Below are 18,026 nucleotides of genomic sequence, written 5' to 3'. Positions count from 1 at the left end.
CCTGATCACCCCTTCTCAGCCAGCCGCAACTGCGGTTTTTGCGCGGTCCCGATACCTTTCGACCGCGGCAACGTCGCTTTCAGCCTCTAGCATCAGCATCAGAGAATGAAGCTGTTCCAGATCGCGCAGTTCGACGTTGATCATCAGTCGGTAAAAATCCGGTTTCCGATCCACGAATTCGAGGTTGGAGATATTGGCCTTTTTCTCGCCTATCAATGTACAAATTCGCCCCAATACACCGGCATCGTTGCCAATGGTCAGGTCCAGCGTGGCGCCGTAGACTGCCGGGTGCGTTCCAGAGTGCCAGTGCAGATCGACCCACCGCTCGGGCTCGTTCTCGAATTCAGACAGGCGGTCGCAATCGATGGCGTGCACAACCACACCTTTGCCACGGTAGGTAATCCCCACTATGCGTTCACCCGGCACCGGTTGACAACAAGGCGCGCGATCAAAGCTCTGCCCTGGTTCCAGACCAATCACGGCGCGGCGTAACGGGATGGCATCGCCTTCATCCTTGGCGAGCTCTGGATACACCGCCTCGACCACCTCATGGGCGGTCAGTTCGGCACTGCCCAACCGGGCCAGCAGTTCCTGACGGTCCGTAAGTCGCAGATGTTTTGCTGCAGTATCCAGCGCCTTGTCGGTTGCTTTGCGCCCAACGTTCTCGAACCCAGCGCGGGCCAGTTCCTTGCCCAGTTTGATAAAACGTTCCCGATCAACTTCGCGCAGGGCACGGCGAATGGCAGTGCGAGCCTTGCCGGTCACGGCGATCTCAAGCCAACTGACCTGAGGCGTTTGCCCGTCTGCGGTAATGATATCGACCGACTGACCGTTCTTGAGCCGTGTCCACAAGGGCACGCGGATGCCATCCACTTTGGCGCCAACACAGGCATGGCCGATGCGTGTGTGAATGGCATATGCAAAGTCAATGGGTGTGGCACCACGCGGTTGCTTGACCACATCCCCTTTCGGCGTGAAGCAAAACACCTGATCCGAATACATCTCAAGCTTGACGGCCTCGAGGAAATCTTCGTGGTCTTCTTCGTTGTCGAACTGCTCGGTCAGGTTGGAAATCCACTTTGCCGGATCCACGGCAAACGGGTTTTCTGAGCGTACACCGTCGCGGTACGACCAATGCGCCGCGACCCCGGTTTCGGCCACGTCATGCATCTGACGGGTGCGGATCTGAACTTCAACCCGTTTGCCGTCACGCCCCGACACTGTGGTGTGAATCGAGCGATAGCCGTTCGATTTCGGCTGGCTTATATAGTCCTTGAACCGCCCGGGCACGGCGCGCCAGCGCTGATGGATTGCGCCGAGGGTACGATAACAGTCTTCCTCGGTCTGGGTGATGATGCGGAACCCGTAGATGTCAGACAGGCGCGAGAAGCCCTGATCTTTTTCCTGCATCTTGCGCCAGATTGAATATGGCTTTTTGGCACGCCCAAATACCTCAGCTTCGATCCCGACCTTTTCAAGTTCATGCCGCATGTCGCCGGTGATGCGATGGATCACATCGCCGGTTTCTCGTTGCAGCGTGATGAAACGGCGGATGATCGATTGGCGCCCTTCTGGATTGAGAACGCGGAACGCGAGGTCTTCAAGCTCTTCCCGCATCCATTGCATACCCATACGGCCAGCAAGTGGCGCATAGATATCCATGGTTTCACGCGCTTTGATCACCTGCTTTTCCGGTCGCATGGCCTTGATGGTGCGCATGTTGTGCAAACGGTCGGCCAGCTTGACCAGGATGACCCGCAAATCCTTGGACATGGCCATGAACAATTTGCGGAAGTTCTCGGCTTGCTTGGTCTCGCGACTGGACAGCTGCAAGTTGGTCAGTTTGGTGACACCATCGACCAGTTTGGCGACCTCTTCGCCGAACAGTTCTGACACTTTGCCATAGTTGGCTTTGGTGTCTTCGATTGTGTCGTGAAGCAGCGCGGTAATAATCGTGGCATCATCCAGACGCTGTTCGGTCAGGATGGCGGCAACGGCAACGGGATGGGTAAAATAGGGCTCGCCTGAGTGGCGGAACTGCCCGTCATGCATCTGCCGGCCAAACTCATAGGCCTTTGCGATACGATCAGCATTGGTCTTGGGGTTGTAGTTGCGGACCAGCGCAATCAGATCTTCAGCAGAAATCATCCGGTCCGCACCTTCGTCTTGGGGCTTACCCCTGGCCCTGAGCCTCCATCAATGCGCGCAGGAGCTTTTCTTCGGACATGTCGTCATCGGCAGGCTTGTCCGATTCCGCACCCATAAGCAGCGCCATCTGATCTTCTTCAGGCTCGTCAACCTCGATCTGGGTCTGGTTGGCCTCAATCAGGCGTTCGCGCAGATCATCTGCGCTTTGGGTCTCGTCGGCGATTTCACGCAGCGACACGACGGGGTTTTTATCGTTGTCACGGTCAACGGTGATCGGGCCACCGGCGGAAATCTCGCGCGCACGATGGGCGGCAAGCATTACCAGTTCGAACCGGTTTGGAACCTTGTCTACGCAATCTTCAACCGTTACGCGGGCCATCGGGCGCTCTCCGTTACTGAATCCGTGTCAGGAAGAGGTTTATCTAAGGCCGATTGCACGCCTTGACAAGCAAGAAATGCTGCAAATGCGCGGATCACAGAGGCGTGACTGAAACAACATCTTCGGCAGGCAGCATAGCGACCATCTCGGTCACTGTGCGACCTAGCACCGGATGGCGCCAATCGGGTGCCACATCCGCCATCGGAACCAGCACAAACGCCCGGTCCTGAAGACGCGGATGCGGCAGGATCAACTGATCTGGCGCTTGCTGCCGCTGATCCTGTGGTGAAAGGGTCAGCCAATGGTCAAATTCGTTACGATCGGGCAACACAGTGTCACCCCAAGCGACCAAGTCCAAATCAAGCGTGCGCATGCCCCATCGCTGTATCCGCTCGCGCCCGAATTGGAGCTCGATCTCGTGCAGAATCTGAAGCAGGTCAGCGGGTGCTTTGTTCGAACTGAGCAGGGCGGCTGCATTTACATAGTCCGGACCGGCACCAGCCGGAAAGCACGGGGTCGCAAAAAACCGGCTGACCGCACGAATCAGCACACCCTTGGCAGACAAAGCGTCCAGAGCCCTCTGAAGTGTCACTTTGGGTCCGTTTCCACTCAGATTGAGATTTGCGCCCAGCGCGAGCACGGCTTCGGGCAACGAATCGCTCATTAAACCTCCTTTGTTAACCAAATTGGACACTTGCGATACACAACAAATGCCCTAATTATAGGCTTACCAGTGCGTCCGGAATTTCACTCACTCACCAAAGTCGCGACGTGTTGGATTATACCGGAAGGGACTATTTATGTTTTATAAGGACGAACGGCTAGCGCTGTTCATTGATGGCTCGAATCTTTACGCTGCGGCAAAAGCACTCGGTTTTGATATAGACTACAAACTTCTGCGGCAGGAATTCATGCGCCGCGGCAAGTTGCTGCGAGCCTTCTACTATACTGCGCTACTGGAAAACGACGAGTATTCTCCGATCCGCCCTCTGGTTGACTGGCTGCATTACAACGGCTTCACCATGGTGACGAAACCGGCCAAAGAATACACCGACAGCATGGGGCGTCGGAAGGTCAAAGGAAACATGGATATCGAACTGACTGTCGATGCCATGGAACTAGCACCGCGCGTCGATCATATCGTGCTGTTTTCGGGTGATGGGGATTTCCGCCCGTTGATTGCAAGCCTGCAGCGTCAGGGCGTGCGTGTATCGGTCGTTTCAACCATCCGCAGCCAGCCGCCGATGATTTCGGACGAGCTGCGCCGCCAAGCCGACAACTTCATCGAGCTGGAAGACCTGCGTGACGTCGTAGGACGCCCGCCGCGCGAGATGCCGGCTGAACCGCGCAGCGTCGCAGTGGCCAGCGGCAGCTGATCTGACGATCAAAACGGGATGGGGACGAAATTCGCGCGGTCAGGACAATTGATCCTGACCGCGCTTCTTTAACTATAAACAGGTGCTCAAACATCGTCGGGCTACCATCGATTCATGTCAGATCAATGACGCGGTCCTGTCTGGACCAAGGCTGGGAAAAGACTTACCTGTGGCCTAAGGAGACAGCGACATGAGCAAGCCGCCACTGACACTTTACTTGGCCGCACCGCGCGGGTTCTGCGCAGGCGTGGACCGTGCCATCAAAATCGTCGAGATGGCCCTGCAAAAATGGGGCGCGCCGGTCTATGTGCGCCATGAGATCGTGCACAACAAATTCGTCGTTGACGGGTTGCGCGCCAAAGGTGCCGTCTTTGTCGAAGAGCTGGACGAATGCCCCAATAACCGACCGGTGATCTTTTCCGCCCACGGGGTGCCTAAATCGGTTCCCGCAGAAGCCGCTCAGCGCGAGATGATTTATGTGGACGCGACCTGCCCATTGGTCTCGAAAGTCCATGTCGAAGCACAGCGTCACGCCGATGCCGGGTTACAGATGATCATGATCGGTCACAAAGGCCATCCGGAAACGGTTGGCACGATGGGCCAGCTGCCGGATGGCGAAGTGCTGCTGGTCGAGACTGTGGACGACGTGGCCCATGTTCAGGTGCGAAACCCCGCGAAGCTCGCCTTTGTTACACAGACAACGCTATCGATCGATGACACCAAGGACATCATCGCCGCGCTTGAGGCGCGGTTCCCGGCCATTGTCGGACCGCACAAAGAAGACATCTGCTATGCAACGACCAACCGGCAGGAGGCTGTCAAAGAGGTCGCTCCAAAATCCGACGCTTTGCTCGTGGTCGGGGCCCCAAATTCATCCAACTCGCGCCGACTGGTCGAAGTCGCATCGCGCGCCGGGTGCACCTACGCGCAACTGGTTCAACGTGCGACAGAGATTGACTGGCGCGCGCTGGAAGGGATTTCGAGCATTGCGATCACAGCTGGCGCATCCGCCCCCGAAATTTTGGTAAATGAAGTCATCGAGGCTTTCAGCGATCACTACGACGTCACGGTAGAGCTGGTCGAAACCGCCGTTGAAAATGTCGAGTTCAAAGTCCCCCGTGTTTTGAGGCAACCCGCGTGAACGGGGTTCCAAAGGCGCCACTCTATCTGGGGCTGGCGGGTCTGATCCCGTTTATCTGGGGTGCGCTGACCTATCTGAACGGGGATTTGCAGGCCTGGGGTTCGAGTACATTTGGGTCCCGGTTTGTCGGGCCCTACGTCCAGCTTTTCTATGGCTCTGTGATCCTCAGCTTTATGTCCGGCGTTCTATGGGGCTTTGCGACCAAAACATCTGGCAGCAAGGCGGCGACCTGCTATGCGCTGTCGGTTCTGCCTGCGCTGTGGGCCTTTTTCATGACGAGCGGCGGGCCGGTCACTGCGGGCCTCAACCTAATTGTCGGGTTTGCCGGGCTGCTGCTGCTGGATGCGATGTTCTGGTATTGGGGCCTGGCGCCGCGCTGGTGGATAAAACTGCGTATACTGCTGACTGCAATCGTCGTTCTTTGCCTTGCTGTAGGAGTGTATCTATGAGCGATCGTGACACAATTTCCGTCTATGACGCGCAGGCCGCGCGGTACGCGGAACTGACAGATGACTCGAACAAATCTGACCGGGGCATGGATGACTTCATCGCAGCGATACCGGCTGGGGGAACAGTACTGGATATTGGCTGCGGTCCCGGCGCCTCGGCTTTGATCATGGCTGAAACGGGGCTTCAGGTCGACGCGACGGATGCCTCGGCAGAAATGGTCAAGCTGGCCTCGGCTCATAAAGGTGTTTCGGCCCGGCAGGCTAGTTTTGCTGATCTGGATGCAGACAACGCATATGATGGCGTGTGGGCTAATTTTAGCCTGTTGCACGCGCCGCGCAGTGAATTCCCGAACCATCTGGCCGCTATTCACACGTCGCTCAAACCCGGCGGCGTGTTCTTCATAGCCTTGAAACTGGGTGAAGGCGAAGGCCCCGACCGGCTGGGTCGATATTATAGCTACTACAGCGAGGACGCATTGAAGACGCATCTGCAAGACGCCGGTTTCACGGTAACCAACCAATGGCATGGCAGCGGAACAGGGTTGGACGGATCAGAGTCGGAGTGGATCAGACTGGCGGCCCATGCCTGAGCTTTTTGCCTATACGGATGGGGCCTGTTCCGGCAATCCCGGGCCTGGCGGTTGGGGTGTGTTGCTGCAGGCAAAGGACGGTGAGACCGTCCTGAAAGAGCGTGAACTGAACGGCGGCGAAGCGGAGACCACCAACAATCGAATGGAATTGCTGGCCGCGATCAGCGCGTTGGAGGCACTGGAGCGCGCCTCGAAGATCACCATTGTCACGGACAGCGCCTATGTCAAAAACGGCGTCACCGGCTGGATTTTCGGATGGAAGCGGAACGGCTGGAAAACATCGAACAAAAAGCCGGTCAAGAATGTTGATCTGTGGCAACGACTGGACGAGGCGCAATCGCGCCATGACGTCATCTGGGAGTGGGTCAAGGGCCATGCGGGCCACCCCGAGAACGAAAAGGCCGACGAACTGGCCCGTGCAGGCATGGCGCCCTTCAAGCCAAAGAAGGCGCAGGCGTGAACGGTCTTGCACTGCTGGACTATGCATCGGTTTTGGTGTTTGCGCTGACTGGCGCGTTGGTGGCCAGCCGAGCACAACTGGACTTGGTTGGATTCGCCTTTGTCGCCTGTCTGACGGCCGTTGGTGGAGGCACGGTTCGGGATGTTCTGTTGGATAGGCATCCGGTGTTCTGGGTCGGCCAACCCGACTATATCCTGATTGCCGCAGGCGCTGCAGTTCTGGTGTTCTTTACTGCGCATCTGATGGAAAGCCGGTACAACTGGCTGGTCTGGCTGGACAGTTTCGCCTTATCGATTGCGGTCGCTGCGGGCACCGGTGCCGCAATTTCGCTGGGTCAGTCCGGCGTCATCGTGGTTCTGATGGGGATCACTACAGGATGTCTCGGTGGGTTGATGCGGGACGTTGTCTGCAACGAGGTGCCTTTGGTTCTGAAACAAGGGCAGCTTTATGTCTCGTGCGCGTTGGCAGGGGCTTTGGCGGCGGTCATTGCAACAAAGCTGGGGTTGGAGACGTTGCCCGCACTGGGCGTTTGTGCGTTGATATGCTGGGCCCTTAGGGCGGGCTCGCTGCTGTTTGGATGGCAACTACCGGTCTACAAAAGCCGCCCTCCCCGGCAATAAGCCGGTGGGCATTGCGATGGAACTGCCGAAAAAACAAGGCGCGAGGTCTGAGATGAAGTCCAGGTTTCCACAGATTGCAGTCTGTCTGGCAGTGCTGGCGTCTTGCGCAGAACAGTATGCGCCAGTCAGCTTCGTCGCACAGGGCGATGAGATTATTGCAACCGGCACAATCGACGACACCACGCTGACGGCGTTTCGGGAGGTGACCTCAGACAATCCAAAGATAAGAACCCTAGTCTTGCAGCATATAGAGGGGTCACTGGACGATGATGCCAATGTTGTCTTCAGCCGCGTGGTGCACAATGCGGGATTTGACACTGTAGTACCGTCCGATGGGTTGATTGCCTCGGGTGGAACGGATTTGTTTCTGGCCGGGAACCGGCGTATTTTGCAGCCTGGCGCATGTGTCGGCGTCCACAGTTGGGCTGGTTCTGGGATCGTAGCAACCGAGCTTCCGCAGAATGATCCCGAACATGACCGGTACATCAGCTATTTCGAGGATATCGGCTTTGACGATGACTTCTACTGGTTCACGTTGGACGCCGCGCCCGCAGATAGAATTTACTGGATGAACGCCTCGGAAGCGAACAGATTTGGTATGACCACCAACGGATCGCCCCGGTTGGGCGCTGCGCCAGACTGTGACGCGCGCTAGAGACGGGTCATCAGCGTTTGATGTAGGTCTGCCAGATCCAGATCACCAGCAACGCACCCAGAATGGCGCCGACAAATCCCGACAGCCAGCCCATAACCGCCAGCAGCGTGCGCAACAGGAAGCCACCGACCAAGGCACCCACGATACCGATCAGCATGGTGGTTGGAATGTCCGCTTCGATCCGCATCAGGCGGGTGGCCAGAAATCCGGCGGCAGCGCCGATGATGATCAGGGCAACAACGGGCATCTTACCTCCTCCAATGGGTTGGCACGATGATCAGCGCACCGATAGATGAAAGTACTGCATCCAGACCGGGCGGGCCAAAGCTGATGCCAAACATGATCCGCACGAAATAGAACAGAAACGCACCACCAACACAGATGATGATGGATTGAAGGTAGCCATTGTGGGTAAAGCCCGTTTTCTCGGACACGTACCCGACGATCCCCGCGATCACTACGGTGCCCATCAGGATCATGAACATGCGGCTCTACTCCGAAAACAGGCGAGTGCCCGCCGGAATTGGCCAGCCCCGCAGGAAGGTTTCCTTATCCTGCGCGCCTTTGCCCGCCCTTTGCAAGCGCAGCAGGTCCAGAGCACCGGATCCGCAGGCAACGCGAAGCTGGTCATCCAGAACTTCGCCCGGTGCCCCCTGCCCCTCAGCAAGGCGCGACGCGAGCAGTTTGATCCGCTCGCCTTCAACCTCGGTCCATGCGCCGGGGAAAGGCGAGAGGCCGCGAATATGCCTGTCGATCAGGACAGCCGACTTCGTCCAATCGATCCGCGCCTCGGCTTTTTCGATTTTGGCGGCATAGGTCACGCCATCTTCGGATTGCGGCTGCGGTGTCAGATCTGGCAGGTGGGTCAGCGCCTCGGTGATCAGATCAGCACCAAGAATTGACAGGCGATCATGCAATTCGGCGGTGGTTTCTTCGGGTCTGATGCTGGTGGATTTGCGCAACAGCACCGGACCGGTGTCCAACCCGGCCTCCATCTGCATTATGCAGATCCCGGTTTCTGCGTCCCCTGACATGATTGCCCGATGGATCGGCGCAGCCCCGCGCCAGCGCGGCAACAGGCTGGCATGGATGTTCAGACATCCCTTTACCGGCGCATCGAGAATAACTTGGGGCAGGATCAGACCATAGGCCACAACAACGGCCACATCCGCTTTGAGATCCGCAAAGCTTGCCTGTTCTTCAGCAGATTTGAGAGAGATGGGATGGCGGACAGTCAGTCCGAGCGCATCGGCACGTGCATGGACCGGGGTCGGGCGGTCTTTCTTGCCGCGCCCGGCGGGGCGTGGTGGCTGGCAATAGACGGCGGCGATTTCGTGTCCGGCCTCAACCAGCGCATCCAGCACCGGCACCGAGAAATCCGGCGTTCCCATGAAAATTACTCGCATCCATCTCTCCGTAGGATGGGGGTTTATCCCATCTTTTTGGCTTTGCGCAGCAACATGTCGCGTTTCACCTTGCTGAGCCGGTCGAAATACATCTGACCATTCAGGTGATCAATCTGGTGTTGCACACTTGTGGCCTCGATACCGACAAAGTCCCGGCGATCCACAACGCCTTGTTCATTGAGGAATTTGACTGTCACCGCGCGGGGCCGTTTCACCTTGGCCGAAACACCGGGCAAGTTGGGGCTGGCCTCATCATGTTCGCGCAGCTCGATCGAGCTGTGCAGGATTTCGGGGTTTGCAAGACGAACGGCGCGGCCACGTTCGGTCGAGCCATCGACAACCGCAAGACGCAGCATCACCCCTATCTGAGGTGCAGCGAGACCGACACCTGGCATTGCCTCCATTGTGTCGATCATATCGTTCCAGATGGCCCTGATGTCATCGGTGACTTCGGCCACATCCTCAGCCTTGCTGCGCAAACGCTTATCCGGCCACGGCAGGCAGGTTCGGACGGTCATGAACGGGCCTGCTCACGTTTGAGCTTTTGCATCTTACGTGTGATCATCTGGCGTTTCAGCGGCTTGAGATAATCGATGAACAGTTTGCCATCCAGGTGATCAATCTCGTGCTGCACACAGGTCGACCAGAGGCCATCGAAAGTCTCCTGCTGCAGTTTCCCGTCGCGGTCAATCCACGTCACGTCAACGACCTTGGGGCGGGTCACTTCCGCATATTGATCCGGAATCGACAGGCAACCCTCCTCGTAGACATTGGTTTCGTCCGAGGAGGCAATGACTTCGGGGTTGAACATGATCAGTGGTCGGGGCGTTTCGCCCTCTTCCTTGATGCAGTCCAGAACAATCAGCCGCTCCAATACACCGATCTGAGGTGCGGCCAGCCCGATTCCCGGTGCGTCGTACATCGTCTCCAGCATGTCATCAGCCAGCGTGCGCAGCTCGTCCGACAGGTCAGCCACAGGTGCGCAGACCTTTTTCAGGCGGGGGTCGGGGTGGATCAAGATATTGCGTTTCATGAGGCTGATTTAGGACAACCCGCGCCTAGCCGCAACGCCCCCCTTGCACCTGACCGATTTACAGTTAGCTTTCGTCCGAGAAAACGGAGCAGACATGACATTCAACGACCTGATCGATCGCCGGGGAACCAACAGTTCCAAATGGGATAAGTTGGAAAGCCTATATGGCGTGTCACCCAAAGACGGGCTGGCGATGTGGACGGCGGATTCCGACTATCAAACAGCGCCCTGTGTCATCGATGCCGTCCGCAAAGCGGCCGAACACGGAGTTTTCGGATATTCCTGGATACATCCCGACTATCTGGCATCAGTTCAATGGTGGATGGGACACCGCCACAACTGGAAGATCGAAACCGATTGGGTCCTGACATCGCAAGGATTGGGCAACGCAATTGCTCTCTGTCTGGATGTATGGAGCAACCCGGGCGACGGCGTGGTCATCTTCGCCCCGGTCTACCACGAGTTTGCCCACAAGGTGAACAAGACGGGCCGCCGCGTGGTGGAATGCCCATTGGTGCGCGATGGCGAGAGCTATGGCCTTGATCTGGACGATGCTCAATCGCGATTGGACGGGTCGGAAAAGCTGTTGCTGTGGTGTTCCCCGCAGAACCCGTCAGGCCGGGTCTGGACGCCAGAGGAACTGCGCGCGGTGGCAGCGTTTGCCGAACGCAACGGGTTGATCCTTGTCTCGGATGAGATTCACCATGATCTGGTTTACCCCGGCCACACCTTCGTGCCGATGGATGCGGCCGCGCCAGATGCGCGCCCATGGACCGTCACACTGACGGCGGCGTCGAAGACATTTAACATTGCCGGTCAACGCACCGGGAACATGATCATACCGGACGCCAAACTGCGTGCCGAAATGCGACATCGCATACAAACACTGGACTATGATCCCAGCGCATTGGGTGTGGCAATGATCACCGCGGCCTATTCGCCCGAAGGTGCCCAATGGGTCGATGCGCAGATCGCACACCTGGACGCCAATAGGAAACTCTTTGACGCCACTATCGCCGAAATTCCCGGCCTGTGGTCGATGCCGCTGCAGGCGACCTATCTGGCTTGGGTCGATTTCTCTGGCACCGGAATGGACCATACTGAGTTCACGCAACGCCTGCGCGAAGACGCCCGGATTGCAACCTCACCTGGACCGGGCTTTGGCGCAGGTGGCGAGACCTTCGAACGCTTCAACCTCGCCACGCAACGCGCCCGGGTCGAAGAGGCCTGCACCCGCCTCAAAAGTGCGTTTTCTGACCTTCAGTAGGTCATGCGCTGGCTGGGTCTGATAACTTTGATTGCGGTGGCGGCCGGTGCCGCTTGGTTCGGCTGGCACCGCTATGGTCCGCGCCCTTCGGCACCTGTGATGGCCCCAGAGGCGGCGCGCGTTGATCATATACTGATCGAAAAGTCCGCGCGACGTCTCACCGCGTCGCTGGACGGAGCGGTTGTAATGCAGGTCGATATCGCGTTGGGCTTCGCGCCAGAAGGCGACAAGCAGGTAGAAGGCGATGGCAAAACGCCGGTGGGGGTATTCAAAGTGGACCGTCGCAATCCCCAAAGCGCGTATCACCTGTCGCTGGGGCTCGACTACCCTCAACCAGATGATGTGACACGTGCGCAGCAACAAGGGATAGATCCCGGCGGTGACATCTTCATCCATGGCCAGCCCAACGGTGTCGTCGGCCTGACCCTACCCGGGGATTGGACAGCAGGCTGCATCGCCATTTCAAATACCGAGATGGCCCAGCTTTGGAGGCTTACGGCCACTGGTACGACGGTTGAGATTCGCCCTTAGTCCTCGTGGCCCAGCAAAGCGATGGGCGCGTCGGGGGCGCGGTAGAAATCCAGCGGAGCTTTGTCGTGGGCGGCCGTACTGCGCTTGAATTCGTAGCGCATCTCGCCGCCCTCTTCCTCATCCGCGATGATCAGACACTGGTACAGATGATTTGCCCCGTCATACACATCGACAAGCCCGCGCAGGCGCGGCGTGGTCTCAGACTCGACTGTGAAACCGTCTTTCCACAATTTCAGGATCTTGAAGGTATTGTCGCCCATCTCCACCCGCAAACGGCTGGATTTCTTCAGTGTGGCGATTCGCGCAGCATCCAGTTCCGCGCGTATTTCCTTGGAAACATAAGTACTCATAAAACAATTCCCCCTAATCCTCTCTATTGTGGGGTTTAAGATGTAAAAATCCAGTGAACTGTTTCACAAACTTCCGCGCCACTGGCGGTTTGTTGCACAGAAATCCCGGGCGTGAATGTGCGCGTATGCAGGCGTGATGCGCGGGCGCTGGCATAGGAAGCCTTCACGCAAACGCCTATCTTGGCCGAAATCGCTGAGCGGAGGAATTGATATGGGCCTGCTGGTCGACGGAAAATGGCACGACACCTGGTATGACACCAAATCCACTGGCGGGGCGTTCAAACGCAGCGCTGCGCAGTTTCGCAACTGGCTGACCGCCGATGGCAGCTCCGGCCCCTCGGGCAAGGGTGGGTTCAAGGCGGAACCTGGGCGTTATCATCTCTACGTAAGCCATGCCTGCCCTTGGGCGCATCGCACTTTGATCTTTCGCGAGCTGAAGGGCCTCAGCGGCCTGATCTCGGTCTCGGTCGTGCATCCCGATATGCTGGACAAAGGATGGACGTTCGAGACAGACGCCCATGGCGCCACAGGTGATACGTTGTACGGTCTGGACTTTGCGCACCAAGTCTATACCAAGGCCGATCCGACCTATTCGGGCCGCGTCACCGTACCGATCCTTTGGGACAAAGATCAGGGCACCGTCGTGTCGAACGAAAGCTCGGAAATCATCCGCATGTTCAATTCGGCCTTTAACGGTATCACAGGCAATACTGATGACTACTGGCCCGAAACGATGCGCGAGGAGATTGAAGAGGTTAATGCCCGCATCTATTCCGACGTCAACAATGGGGTCTACAAATCCGGCTTTGCCACCTCGCAAGAGGCATACGACGCGGCCGTGCATCCATTGTTCGACACTCTGGACTGGTTGGAAGATCGCCTAAGCGCAAACCGCTATCTGATGGGAGATCGCCTCACCGAGGCCGATTGGCGGCTGTTCACCACTCTGATCCGTTTTGACCCGGTCTATCATCTGCATTTCAAATGCAACCTGCGGCGATTGATCGATTATCCAAACCTCTGGGCCTATACACGAGAGCTGTATCAATGGCCGGGCGTCGCAGAGACGTTAAATCTAAATCATATCGTGCGGCATTATCACTACAGCCATGACAGCATCAATCCGAACCGGATCATCCCGGTCAATCCGGTACTGGATTATATGGAGCCGCACGGGCGCGGTCAGAGGCCTGCCGCATAATGTTCCACCATAGCCGCCAGATCCTCTGGCGGCGTACCACTTTGCACATAGGCACAGGCATTGGGGCTGTGAGCAAAGATCGAGCCGTCCGAGAAGAACGTGGTGTTGGTGACAAAGATCACCCGCGCCTCGGGGCGCCGATAGCTGGCAAAATCGGCAACAGCCAAAGCGCTGCCGGTTTCCAGAACCAGATCCAGCACGATGATGTCAAAGGCTGTGCCATAGAGTGCAAGGATCGCAGCTTCTTGGCCCGGCACCAATTCGACGTCCGCACCTTGCCTTTCCAGATGTCTTTTCCAGACCTGACCTAGGTCGGGGTTACTCTCAACAATCAGAACTTTCATTTGCAACAACCTCGGCACTTGATATGGTGAATGGTGCCGACCCCTGTGAACCGTGATCCCGTGATTTCCTTAACAAAGTGTTAACGATGGTCGCAGACCCCCCTGATCACGTAGATTTGCTTGTCAAAACGGCAGAATTCCGCTTGAAGCAGTCCAAAACCAGCGTTTTGGTCAGATTGTGCAAATGAATAATGACGACTTGAACCCCCGCACACGGCGCGATCATGGCGGCGGCCTGGACAGGGCAATCAAACATTTTGGCGGAACACGGGTGGATTGGATCGATTTGTCCACCGGGATCAATCCCCACCCCTATGATGTCGCGGGGCTGCAGGCCTCTGATTGGATGGAATTGCCTGATCACGGTGCCTTTGAACGGCTGACCGACGCTGCGCGTCGTTTCTGGTCAGTCCCGGCGGACGCTGCGATTTTACCCGCGCCCGGCGCGTCAGCACTCATCGCGCGCGTTCCAGCCCTTGCCAGGGCAGGTAGCGTCCAAATCAATACGCCGACCTATAACGAACATGCAGCCGCTTTTGCCGCCCAAGGCTGGGTTGTTCAGGATACTGGCTCTGCCGAGGCGCGTGTCATTGTGCATCCCAACAACCCCGATGGCCGGCTCTGGCAGCAGACCGATGCAAACGCACCTTTGACGATCATTGATGAGAGCTTCTGCGACGTCACACCCGAAGCATCGTTGATTGGCCTGACCGAGAACCCGGGTGTGGTTGTGCTGAAAAGCTTTGGCAAATTCTGGGGCCTTGCCGGGATGCGGCTGGGGTTTGCTATTGGACGGCCCGAGTTGATTGCCCGACTTAACGATTTGACCGGGCCCTGGGCCGTTTCGGGGCCAGCTTTGCGGATCGGAACCGGAGCCCTGCTAGACACGAGTTGGGCTGAGAAAACCCGAACGCAGTTGGCACACGAAGCTGAACGGCTGGACGCCTTGCTGACGCGCAAAGGCGCGGCCGTGGTTGGCGGCACATCGCTTTTCCGTCTGTATCAGGTCGACGGCGCCGCAGATTGGCAGACCCGGCTGGCCCACGCCCATATTTGGAGCCGGGTTTTCCCCTACTCTGCAACCTACCTGCGCCTTGGTCTGCCTCCGACTGACGGGTGGCCGCGGCTGGAGGCCGCGCTTTGAGTGTGGCTCTGCTGCTGGTCTGCGCCATGTGTCTGGACGCCGCTTTAGGAGAGCCTGATTGGCTCTGGTCACGCTTACGTCACCCCGCTGTTCTGATCGGCCAAGGGATCGGGTGGCTGGAAAAGCGGCTTAATCAATCAGGGCATCGACGGACCAAAGGTGTTGCCGTCCTGATCTTGCTGGTTCTGACGGCGTACACGCTTGGCCAGTTTCTGACGTTTTTCGGATTGCTGGTCGAGATCGTTGTCTGTGCAATTCTGCTGGCGCAGAAATCGCTGGTCACACATGTTCGGGATGTGGGCGATGGGCTGCGTACGTCGCTGCCTGAAGGGCGCGCTATGGTTGCCCGCATCGTGTCCCGCGACACAACCGATATGTCCGAGGCGCAGGTCGCCCGGTCGGCTATCGAAAGCGCCGCCGAAAACCTGAGCGACGGTGTTGTTGCGCCTGCCTTCTGGTTTCTGATTGCCGGGCTGCCAGGGTTGCTGGTGTACAAGGCAGTGAACACCGCCGACAGCATGATCGGCTATCGTACTGAGCGATATCAGGAATTCGGCTGGGCCTCGGCTAGGGTAGACGATCTGCTGAACCTGATACCGGCGCGACTGACCTGCGTGATGATCGTCGCCCTGTCCGGTCAGTGGGGACGCTGGCCGGAAATTCTGGGCGACGCGCGCAGGCATATCTCGCCCAATGCGGGATGGCCCGAGGCGGCGATGGCCCGCGCCCTGAACGTAGCCTTGGCTGGCCCCCGCAGCTATGACGGGCAAATGCGCGATCTCGCCTGGGTTAATGGTGACGCCCCGCGCAACATCGGCGCATACGAGGTTTTTCGCGCATGTGACATGCTATGGAAGGTCTGGGGGCTTGCACTTGCGCTCTTGTCGGTGTGGGTTGTGATCAACCTGGTTTTCTGAAGGACCCGCCGCCCATGCGCCTTGTCTCTGGCTTTATTGCCGCCGCCCTGTTTGCCTCACCTGCTCTGTCCCAATGCGGCGGTGGCTTTAATCAGTTTGTCAAAGGACTGAAATCTGAGGCGGTGCAACAGGGGTTCGACAAATCCAGCGTGAATGCCTTTTTTAAAGGGGTTCAGCAGGATGGCAAAGTGTTGCAGGCAGATCGGGCGCAAGGAGTTTTCCAGAAACCCTTTATCGATTTCTCGCGTCGACTGATCTCACAAAACCGGATCGACCGGGGGCAGTCCATGTCCCGCAAATACGACGCGGTGTTTGACCAAATCGAATCGCAATATGGAATTTCGCGCGGCGTTCTACTGGCTTTTTGGGCGTTTGAAACGGATTACGGCGCGTTTCAGGGCGATTTCAACACGCGCAATGCGCTGGTGACCTTGGCGCATGATTGCCGCCGCCCCGAGTTGTTCCGCCCGCAGATCTTTGCCGCCGTACAGCTGTTTGAGCAGGGCGATTTTGATCCCAATCGCACAACCGGCGCCTGGGCCGGAGAGATCGGCATGGTGCAGATGCTGCCGCGCGACATTCTGGAAAATGGCGTCGATGGCGATGGTGACGGCAAAGTGTCGTTGAAAACCTCAGCTCCGGATGCGCTGATGTCGGGGGCCAAGATGCTGTCACATCTGGGGTGGCAACCCGGTCAGCCTTGGCTGCAGGAAGTGACGGTACCCGCCAAGATGGATTGGTCCTTGTCCGGCCCTGGCAAACCGCGTTCGGTATCCGACTGGCAGGCATTGGGTGTTTCGGCGCGCAGCGGATCTCTGCCCGATCTGCCAGCTTCGCTGATCCTGCCGCAGGGGCACAAGGGACCGGCCTTTCTGGCCTACCCGAATTTCAATGTCTATTTCGAATGGAACCAGAGCTTTGTCTATGTTTTGACCGCAGCGTACTTCGGGACCCGGCTGGCAGGTGCGCAGGTCTATGATGCGGGCAACCCGGCACAGGGATTGTCCGGGGCGCAGATGAAGCAGTTGCAGTCCAAGCTGCAGGCGCGTGGGTATGATGTGGGCAAGATCGACGGTATTCTAGGCGCGGGCACGCGAGCGGCGGTACAGGCCGAGCAAGCCCGGCTGGGCCTGCCCGCCGATGCTTGGCCAACCGCTGAGTTGTTGAACCAGCTATAGCGGCTAGGCGACGTCTGCGCGGCGGTGTTGCACGTTTGGTTCAAACGCGTGCGTGTTCAGGGAATTGCCGCGCGTTTCAATCGCCGTATTGGCCGGAATCTCAGTCCATTCGCCGCTGTTTGCATCCAGCGGTTCGGACGAAATGATAATACCGTCATCGCAAGTTTTGTAATGCAGGCTCGGCGCGAAACGGTCCGAGGCGTATCGGGCTGCAAACAGGCGATCCCCATCTGACCAGCAAGCCGCAAACCGAAGATAGGGAAGTGTGCCCCGTCGTCCGGCCAACGCTTCCACACGTTCGACTGCGCGTTCCATCGCTGCGATCGGTTCTGCATCCAGCCCTTCACCGTGGGCAATCAGGAAAATCGCTTCGCTTTCGGTTGCCCCAAGCCGATGCCCGTACAGATCGGCCGGGATCATCCCGTCCAGTTCCTGCCGGATACGGTCATGGCCACCAGCTTGCCCATTATGCATGAAACTCCATTTTCCGACGCCAAAGGGATGGCAGTTGTTGCGCGACGTGGCCGTACCCGTTGATGCCCGGACATGCGCCAGAAACAGATGCGATTGAGTGTGATGGGTCAGCTGTTTGAGATTAGCATCTGACCAGGCCGGGTTTGTGTCTTTATAGAAACACGGCGTCTTGCGGTCGGAATACCAGGCAAGGCCGAACCCATCCGCGTTGATCGGAGTTTTTCCGATTAGGGCATTCCGGCTTTGAATGACAAGCGATTGCTCCTGGTTCAGTACAAGTTCGTCCAGATAGCGTTTTGCGCCAACCCAAGCCAGAAATCGGCACATCAGCCTTACCTCACATGTTGTTTCAGGTTTTCAGCA

The 18,026-nt window shown here is 57.7% G+C and carries 24 protein-coding genes; 13 read left to right on the top strand and 11 right to left on the bottom strand.

The window, feature by feature from the left end:
- Window positions 1–15: 15 nt before the first annotated feature.
- The 3 genes from ACR0BU_RS19800 to folK all read right to left on the bottom strand — a co-directional run bounded on the left by ACR0BU_RS19800 (window position 16) and on the right by folK (window position 3,191).
- Complete coding sequence (locus ACR0BU_RS19800; RefSeq protein WP_298937093.1) at window positions 16–2,148, bottom strand: RelA/SpoT family protein; 2,133 nt, start codon at window positions 2,146–2,148, stop codon at window positions 16–18.
- 25 nt (window positions 2,149–2,173) lie between these two features.
- Window positions 2,174–2,527, bottom strand: a complete 354-nt coding sequence (gene rpoZ, locus ACR0BU_RS19795; protein WP_085824454.1) for a DNA-directed RNA polymerase subunit omega — start codon at window positions 2,525–2,527, stop codon at window positions 2,174–2,176.
- Window positions 2,528–2,621: 94 nt separating this feature from the next.
- Window positions 2,622–3,191: a 2-amino-4-hydroxy-6-hydroxymethyldihydropteridine diphosphokinase gene (gene folK / locus ACR0BU_RS19790; RefSeq protein WP_299083512.1), complete on the bottom strand. Its 570-nt coding sequence runs from the start codon at window positions 3,189–3,191 to the stop codon at window positions 2,622–2,624.
- Window positions 3,192–3,327: 136 nt separating this feature from the next.
- Here folK and ACR0BU_RS19785 point away from each other — a divergent pair, with 136 nt between their 5' ends.
- From ACR0BU_RS19785 to ACR0BU_RS19755, 7 genes are all read left to right on the top strand, one after another.
- The gene (locus ACR0BU_RS19785) at window positions 3,328–3,903 is read left to right on the top strand and encodes a LabA-like NYN domain-containing protein (RefSeq protein WP_120634425.1); all 576 of its coding nucleotides are present in this window, start codon (window positions 3,328–3,330) and stop codon (window positions 3,901–3,903) included.
- A gap of 190 nt (window positions 3,904–4,093) precedes the next feature.
- Window positions 4,094–5,044: a 4-hydroxy-3-methylbut-2-enyl diphosphate reductase gene (gene ispH, locus ACR0BU_RS19780; protein ID WP_480738662.1), complete on the top strand. Its 951-nt coding sequence runs from the start codon at window positions 4,094–4,096 to the stop codon at window positions 5,042–5,044.
- Complete coding sequence (locus ACR0BU_RS19775; protein WP_480738660.1) at window positions 5,041–5,493, top strand: DUF3429 domain-containing protein; 453 nt, start codon at window positions 5,041–5,043, stop codon at window positions 5,491–5,493. Before ispH ends, ACR0BU_RS19775 begins: the two co-directional genes overlap by 4 nt.
- Window positions 5,490–6,083: a class I SAM-dependent methyltransferase gene (locus tag ACR0BU_RS19770; protein ID WP_480738658.1), complete on the top strand. Its 594-nt coding sequence runs from the start codon at window positions 5,490–5,492 to the stop codon at window positions 6,081–6,083. Before ACR0BU_RS19775 ends, ACR0BU_RS19770 begins: the two co-directional genes overlap by 4 nt.
- On the top strand, window positions 6,076–6,543 hold the full coding sequence (rnhA, locus tag ACR0BU_RS19765) for a ribonuclease HI (RefSeq protein WP_120634429.1): 468 nt from the start codon (window positions 6,076–6,078) through the stop codon (window positions 6,541–6,543). Before ACR0BU_RS19770 ends, rnhA begins: the two co-directional genes overlap by 8 nt.
- Window positions 6,540–7,163: a trimeric intracellular cation channel family protein gene (locus tag ACR0BU_RS19760; RefSeq protein WP_300071894.1), complete on the top strand. Its 624-nt coding sequence runs from the start codon at window positions 6,540–6,542 to the stop codon at window positions 7,161–7,163. Before rnhA ends, ACR0BU_RS19760 begins: the two co-directional genes overlap by 4 nt.
- Before the next feature lie 52 nt (window positions 7,164–7,215).
- Complete coding sequence (locus tag ACR0BU_RS19755; protein WP_480738656.1) at window positions 7,216–7,818, top strand: COG3904 family protein; 603 nt, start codon at window positions 7,216–7,218, stop codon at window positions 7,816–7,818.
- A gap of 10 nt (window positions 7,819–7,828) precedes the next feature.
- On the opposite strand, the gene ACR0BU_RS19750 is transcribed toward ACR0BU_RS19755, so the two are convergent.
- From ACR0BU_RS19750 to def (ACR0BU_RS19730), 5 genes are read right to left on the bottom strand one after another with little or no spacing between them, the layout of a single operon-like run.
- A complete protein-coding gene (locus ACR0BU_RS19750) occupies window positions 7,829–8,065 on the bottom strand; it encodes a GlsB/YeaQ/YmgE family stress response membrane protein (protein ID WP_120634432.1) in 237 nt (78 codons plus the stop codon).
- Window position 8,066: 1 nt separating this feature from the next.
- Complete coding sequence (locus ACR0BU_RS19745; protein WP_298937105.1) at window positions 8,067–8,303, bottom strand: hypothetical protein; 237 nt, start codon at window positions 8,301–8,303, stop codon at window positions 8,067–8,069.
- Window positions 8,304–8,309: 6 nt separating this feature from the next.
- Entirely contained in the window at window positions 8,310–9,224 is a 915-nt protein-coding gene (gene fmt, locus ACR0BU_RS19740; RefSeq protein WP_480738655.1) for a methionyl-tRNA formyltransferase, read from the bottom strand.
- A gap of 23 nt (window positions 9,225–9,247) precedes the next feature.
- The gene (gene def, locus ACR0BU_RS19735) at window positions 9,248–9,742 is read right to left on the bottom strand and encodes a peptide deformylase (protein ID WP_299083537.1); all 495 of its coding nucleotides are present in this window, start codon (window positions 9,740–9,742) and stop codon (window positions 9,248–9,250) included.
- Window positions 9,739–10,257, bottom strand: a complete 519-nt coding sequence (gene def / locus ACR0BU_RS19730; protein ID WP_298937108.1) for a peptide deformylase — start codon at window positions 10,255–10,257, stop codon at window positions 9,739–9,741. Before def (ACR0BU_RS19730) ends, def (ACR0BU_RS19735) begins: the two co-directional genes overlap by 4 nt.
- Window positions 10,258–10,351: 94 nt before the next feature.
- Between def (ACR0BU_RS19730) and ACR0BU_RS19725 the strand changes: the two genes are divergently transcribed.
- Together ACR0BU_RS19725 and ACR0BU_RS19720 are read left to right on the top strand one after the other, a co-directional pair.
- Window positions 10,352–11,524, top strand: a complete 1,173-nt coding sequence (locus ACR0BU_RS19725; RefSeq protein WP_480738653.1) for a MalY/PatB family protein — start codon at window positions 10,352–10,354, stop codon at window positions 11,522–11,524.
- Window positions 11,525–11,527: 3 nt separating this feature from the next.
- Window positions 11,528–12,055 carry a L,D-transpeptidase family protein gene (locus tag ACR0BU_RS19720; protein WP_299083543.1) on the top strand — a complete coding sequence of 176 codons (528 nt, stop codon included), beginning with the start codon at window positions 11,528–11,530 and terminating at the stop codon, window positions 12,053–12,055.
- On the opposite strand, the gene ACR0BU_RS19715 is transcribed toward ACR0BU_RS19720, so the two are convergent.
- On the bottom strand, window positions 12,052–12,405 hold the full coding sequence (locus tag ACR0BU_RS19715; protein WP_298937111.1) for a hypothetical protein: 354 nt from the start codon (window positions 12,403–12,405) through the stop codon (window positions 12,052–12,054). The genes ACR0BU_RS19720 and ACR0BU_RS19715 overlap by 4 nt on opposite strands.
- 211 nt (window positions 12,406–12,616) lie before the next feature.
- On the opposite strand from ACR0BU_RS19715, the gene ACR0BU_RS19710 reads away from it, so the two are divergent.
- Entirely contained in the window at window positions 12,617–13,606 is a 990-nt protein-coding gene (locus tag ACR0BU_RS19710; protein ID WP_299083546.1) for a glutathione S-transferase family protein, read from the top strand.
- Here the strand turns inward: ACR0BU_RS19710 and ACR0BU_RS19705 are convergent.
- Window positions 13,588–13,950: a response regulator transcription factor gene (locus tag ACR0BU_RS19705; RefSeq protein WP_298937113.1), complete on the bottom strand. Its 363-nt coding sequence runs from the start codon at window positions 13,948–13,950 to the stop codon at window positions 13,588–13,590. The genes ACR0BU_RS19710 and ACR0BU_RS19705 overlap by 19 nt on opposite strands.
- Before the next feature lie 184 nt (window positions 13,951–14,134).
- On the opposite strand from ACR0BU_RS19705, the gene ACR0BU_RS19700 reads away from it, so the two are divergent.
- Genes ACR0BU_RS19700 through ACR0BU_RS19690 form a run of 3 tightly spaced genes read left to right on the top strand, consistent with a single transcriptional unit; the run spans window position 14,135 to window position 17,189 of the window.
- The gene (locus ACR0BU_RS19700; protein WP_480738651.1) at window positions 14,135–15,094 is read left to right on the top strand and encodes a threonine-phosphate decarboxylase; all 960 of its coding nucleotides are present in this window, start codon (window positions 14,135–14,137) and stop codon (window positions 15,092–15,094) included.
- The gene (gene cbiB, locus ACR0BU_RS19695; RefSeq protein WP_480738649.1) at window positions 15,091–16,011 is read left to right on the top strand and encodes an adenosylcobinamide-phosphate synthase CbiB; all 921 of its coding nucleotides are present in this window, start codon (window positions 15,091–15,093) and stop codon (window positions 16,009–16,011) included. Before ACR0BU_RS19700 ends, cbiB begins: the two co-directional genes overlap by 4 nt.
- 14 nt (window positions 16,012–16,025) lie before the next feature.
- The gene (locus ACR0BU_RS19690; RefSeq protein WP_300071876.1) at window positions 16,026–17,189 is read left to right on the top strand and encodes a lytic murein transglycosylase; all 1,164 of its coding nucleotides are present in this window, start codon (window positions 16,026–16,028) and stop codon (window positions 17,187–17,189) included.
- 3 nt (window positions 17,190–17,192) lie between these two features.
- Here ACR0BU_RS19690 and ACR0BU_RS19685 read toward each other — a convergent pair whose 3' ends face one another.
- Window positions 17,193–17,990 carry a class II glutamine amidotransferase gene (locus tag ACR0BU_RS19685; RefSeq protein ID WP_480738647.1) on the bottom strand — a complete coding sequence of 266 codons (798 nt, stop codon included), beginning with the start codon at window positions 17,988–17,990 and terminating at the stop codon, window positions 17,193–17,195.
- Between the last annotated feature and the right edge of the window lie 36 nt (window positions 17,991–18,026).

The sequence above is a fragment of the Ruegeria sp. CK2 genome, from assembly GCF_056536585.1.
The sequence above is the reverse complement of the archived record's forward strand: the minus strand, read 5'-3'. Positions and strand labels throughout refer to the sequence as shown.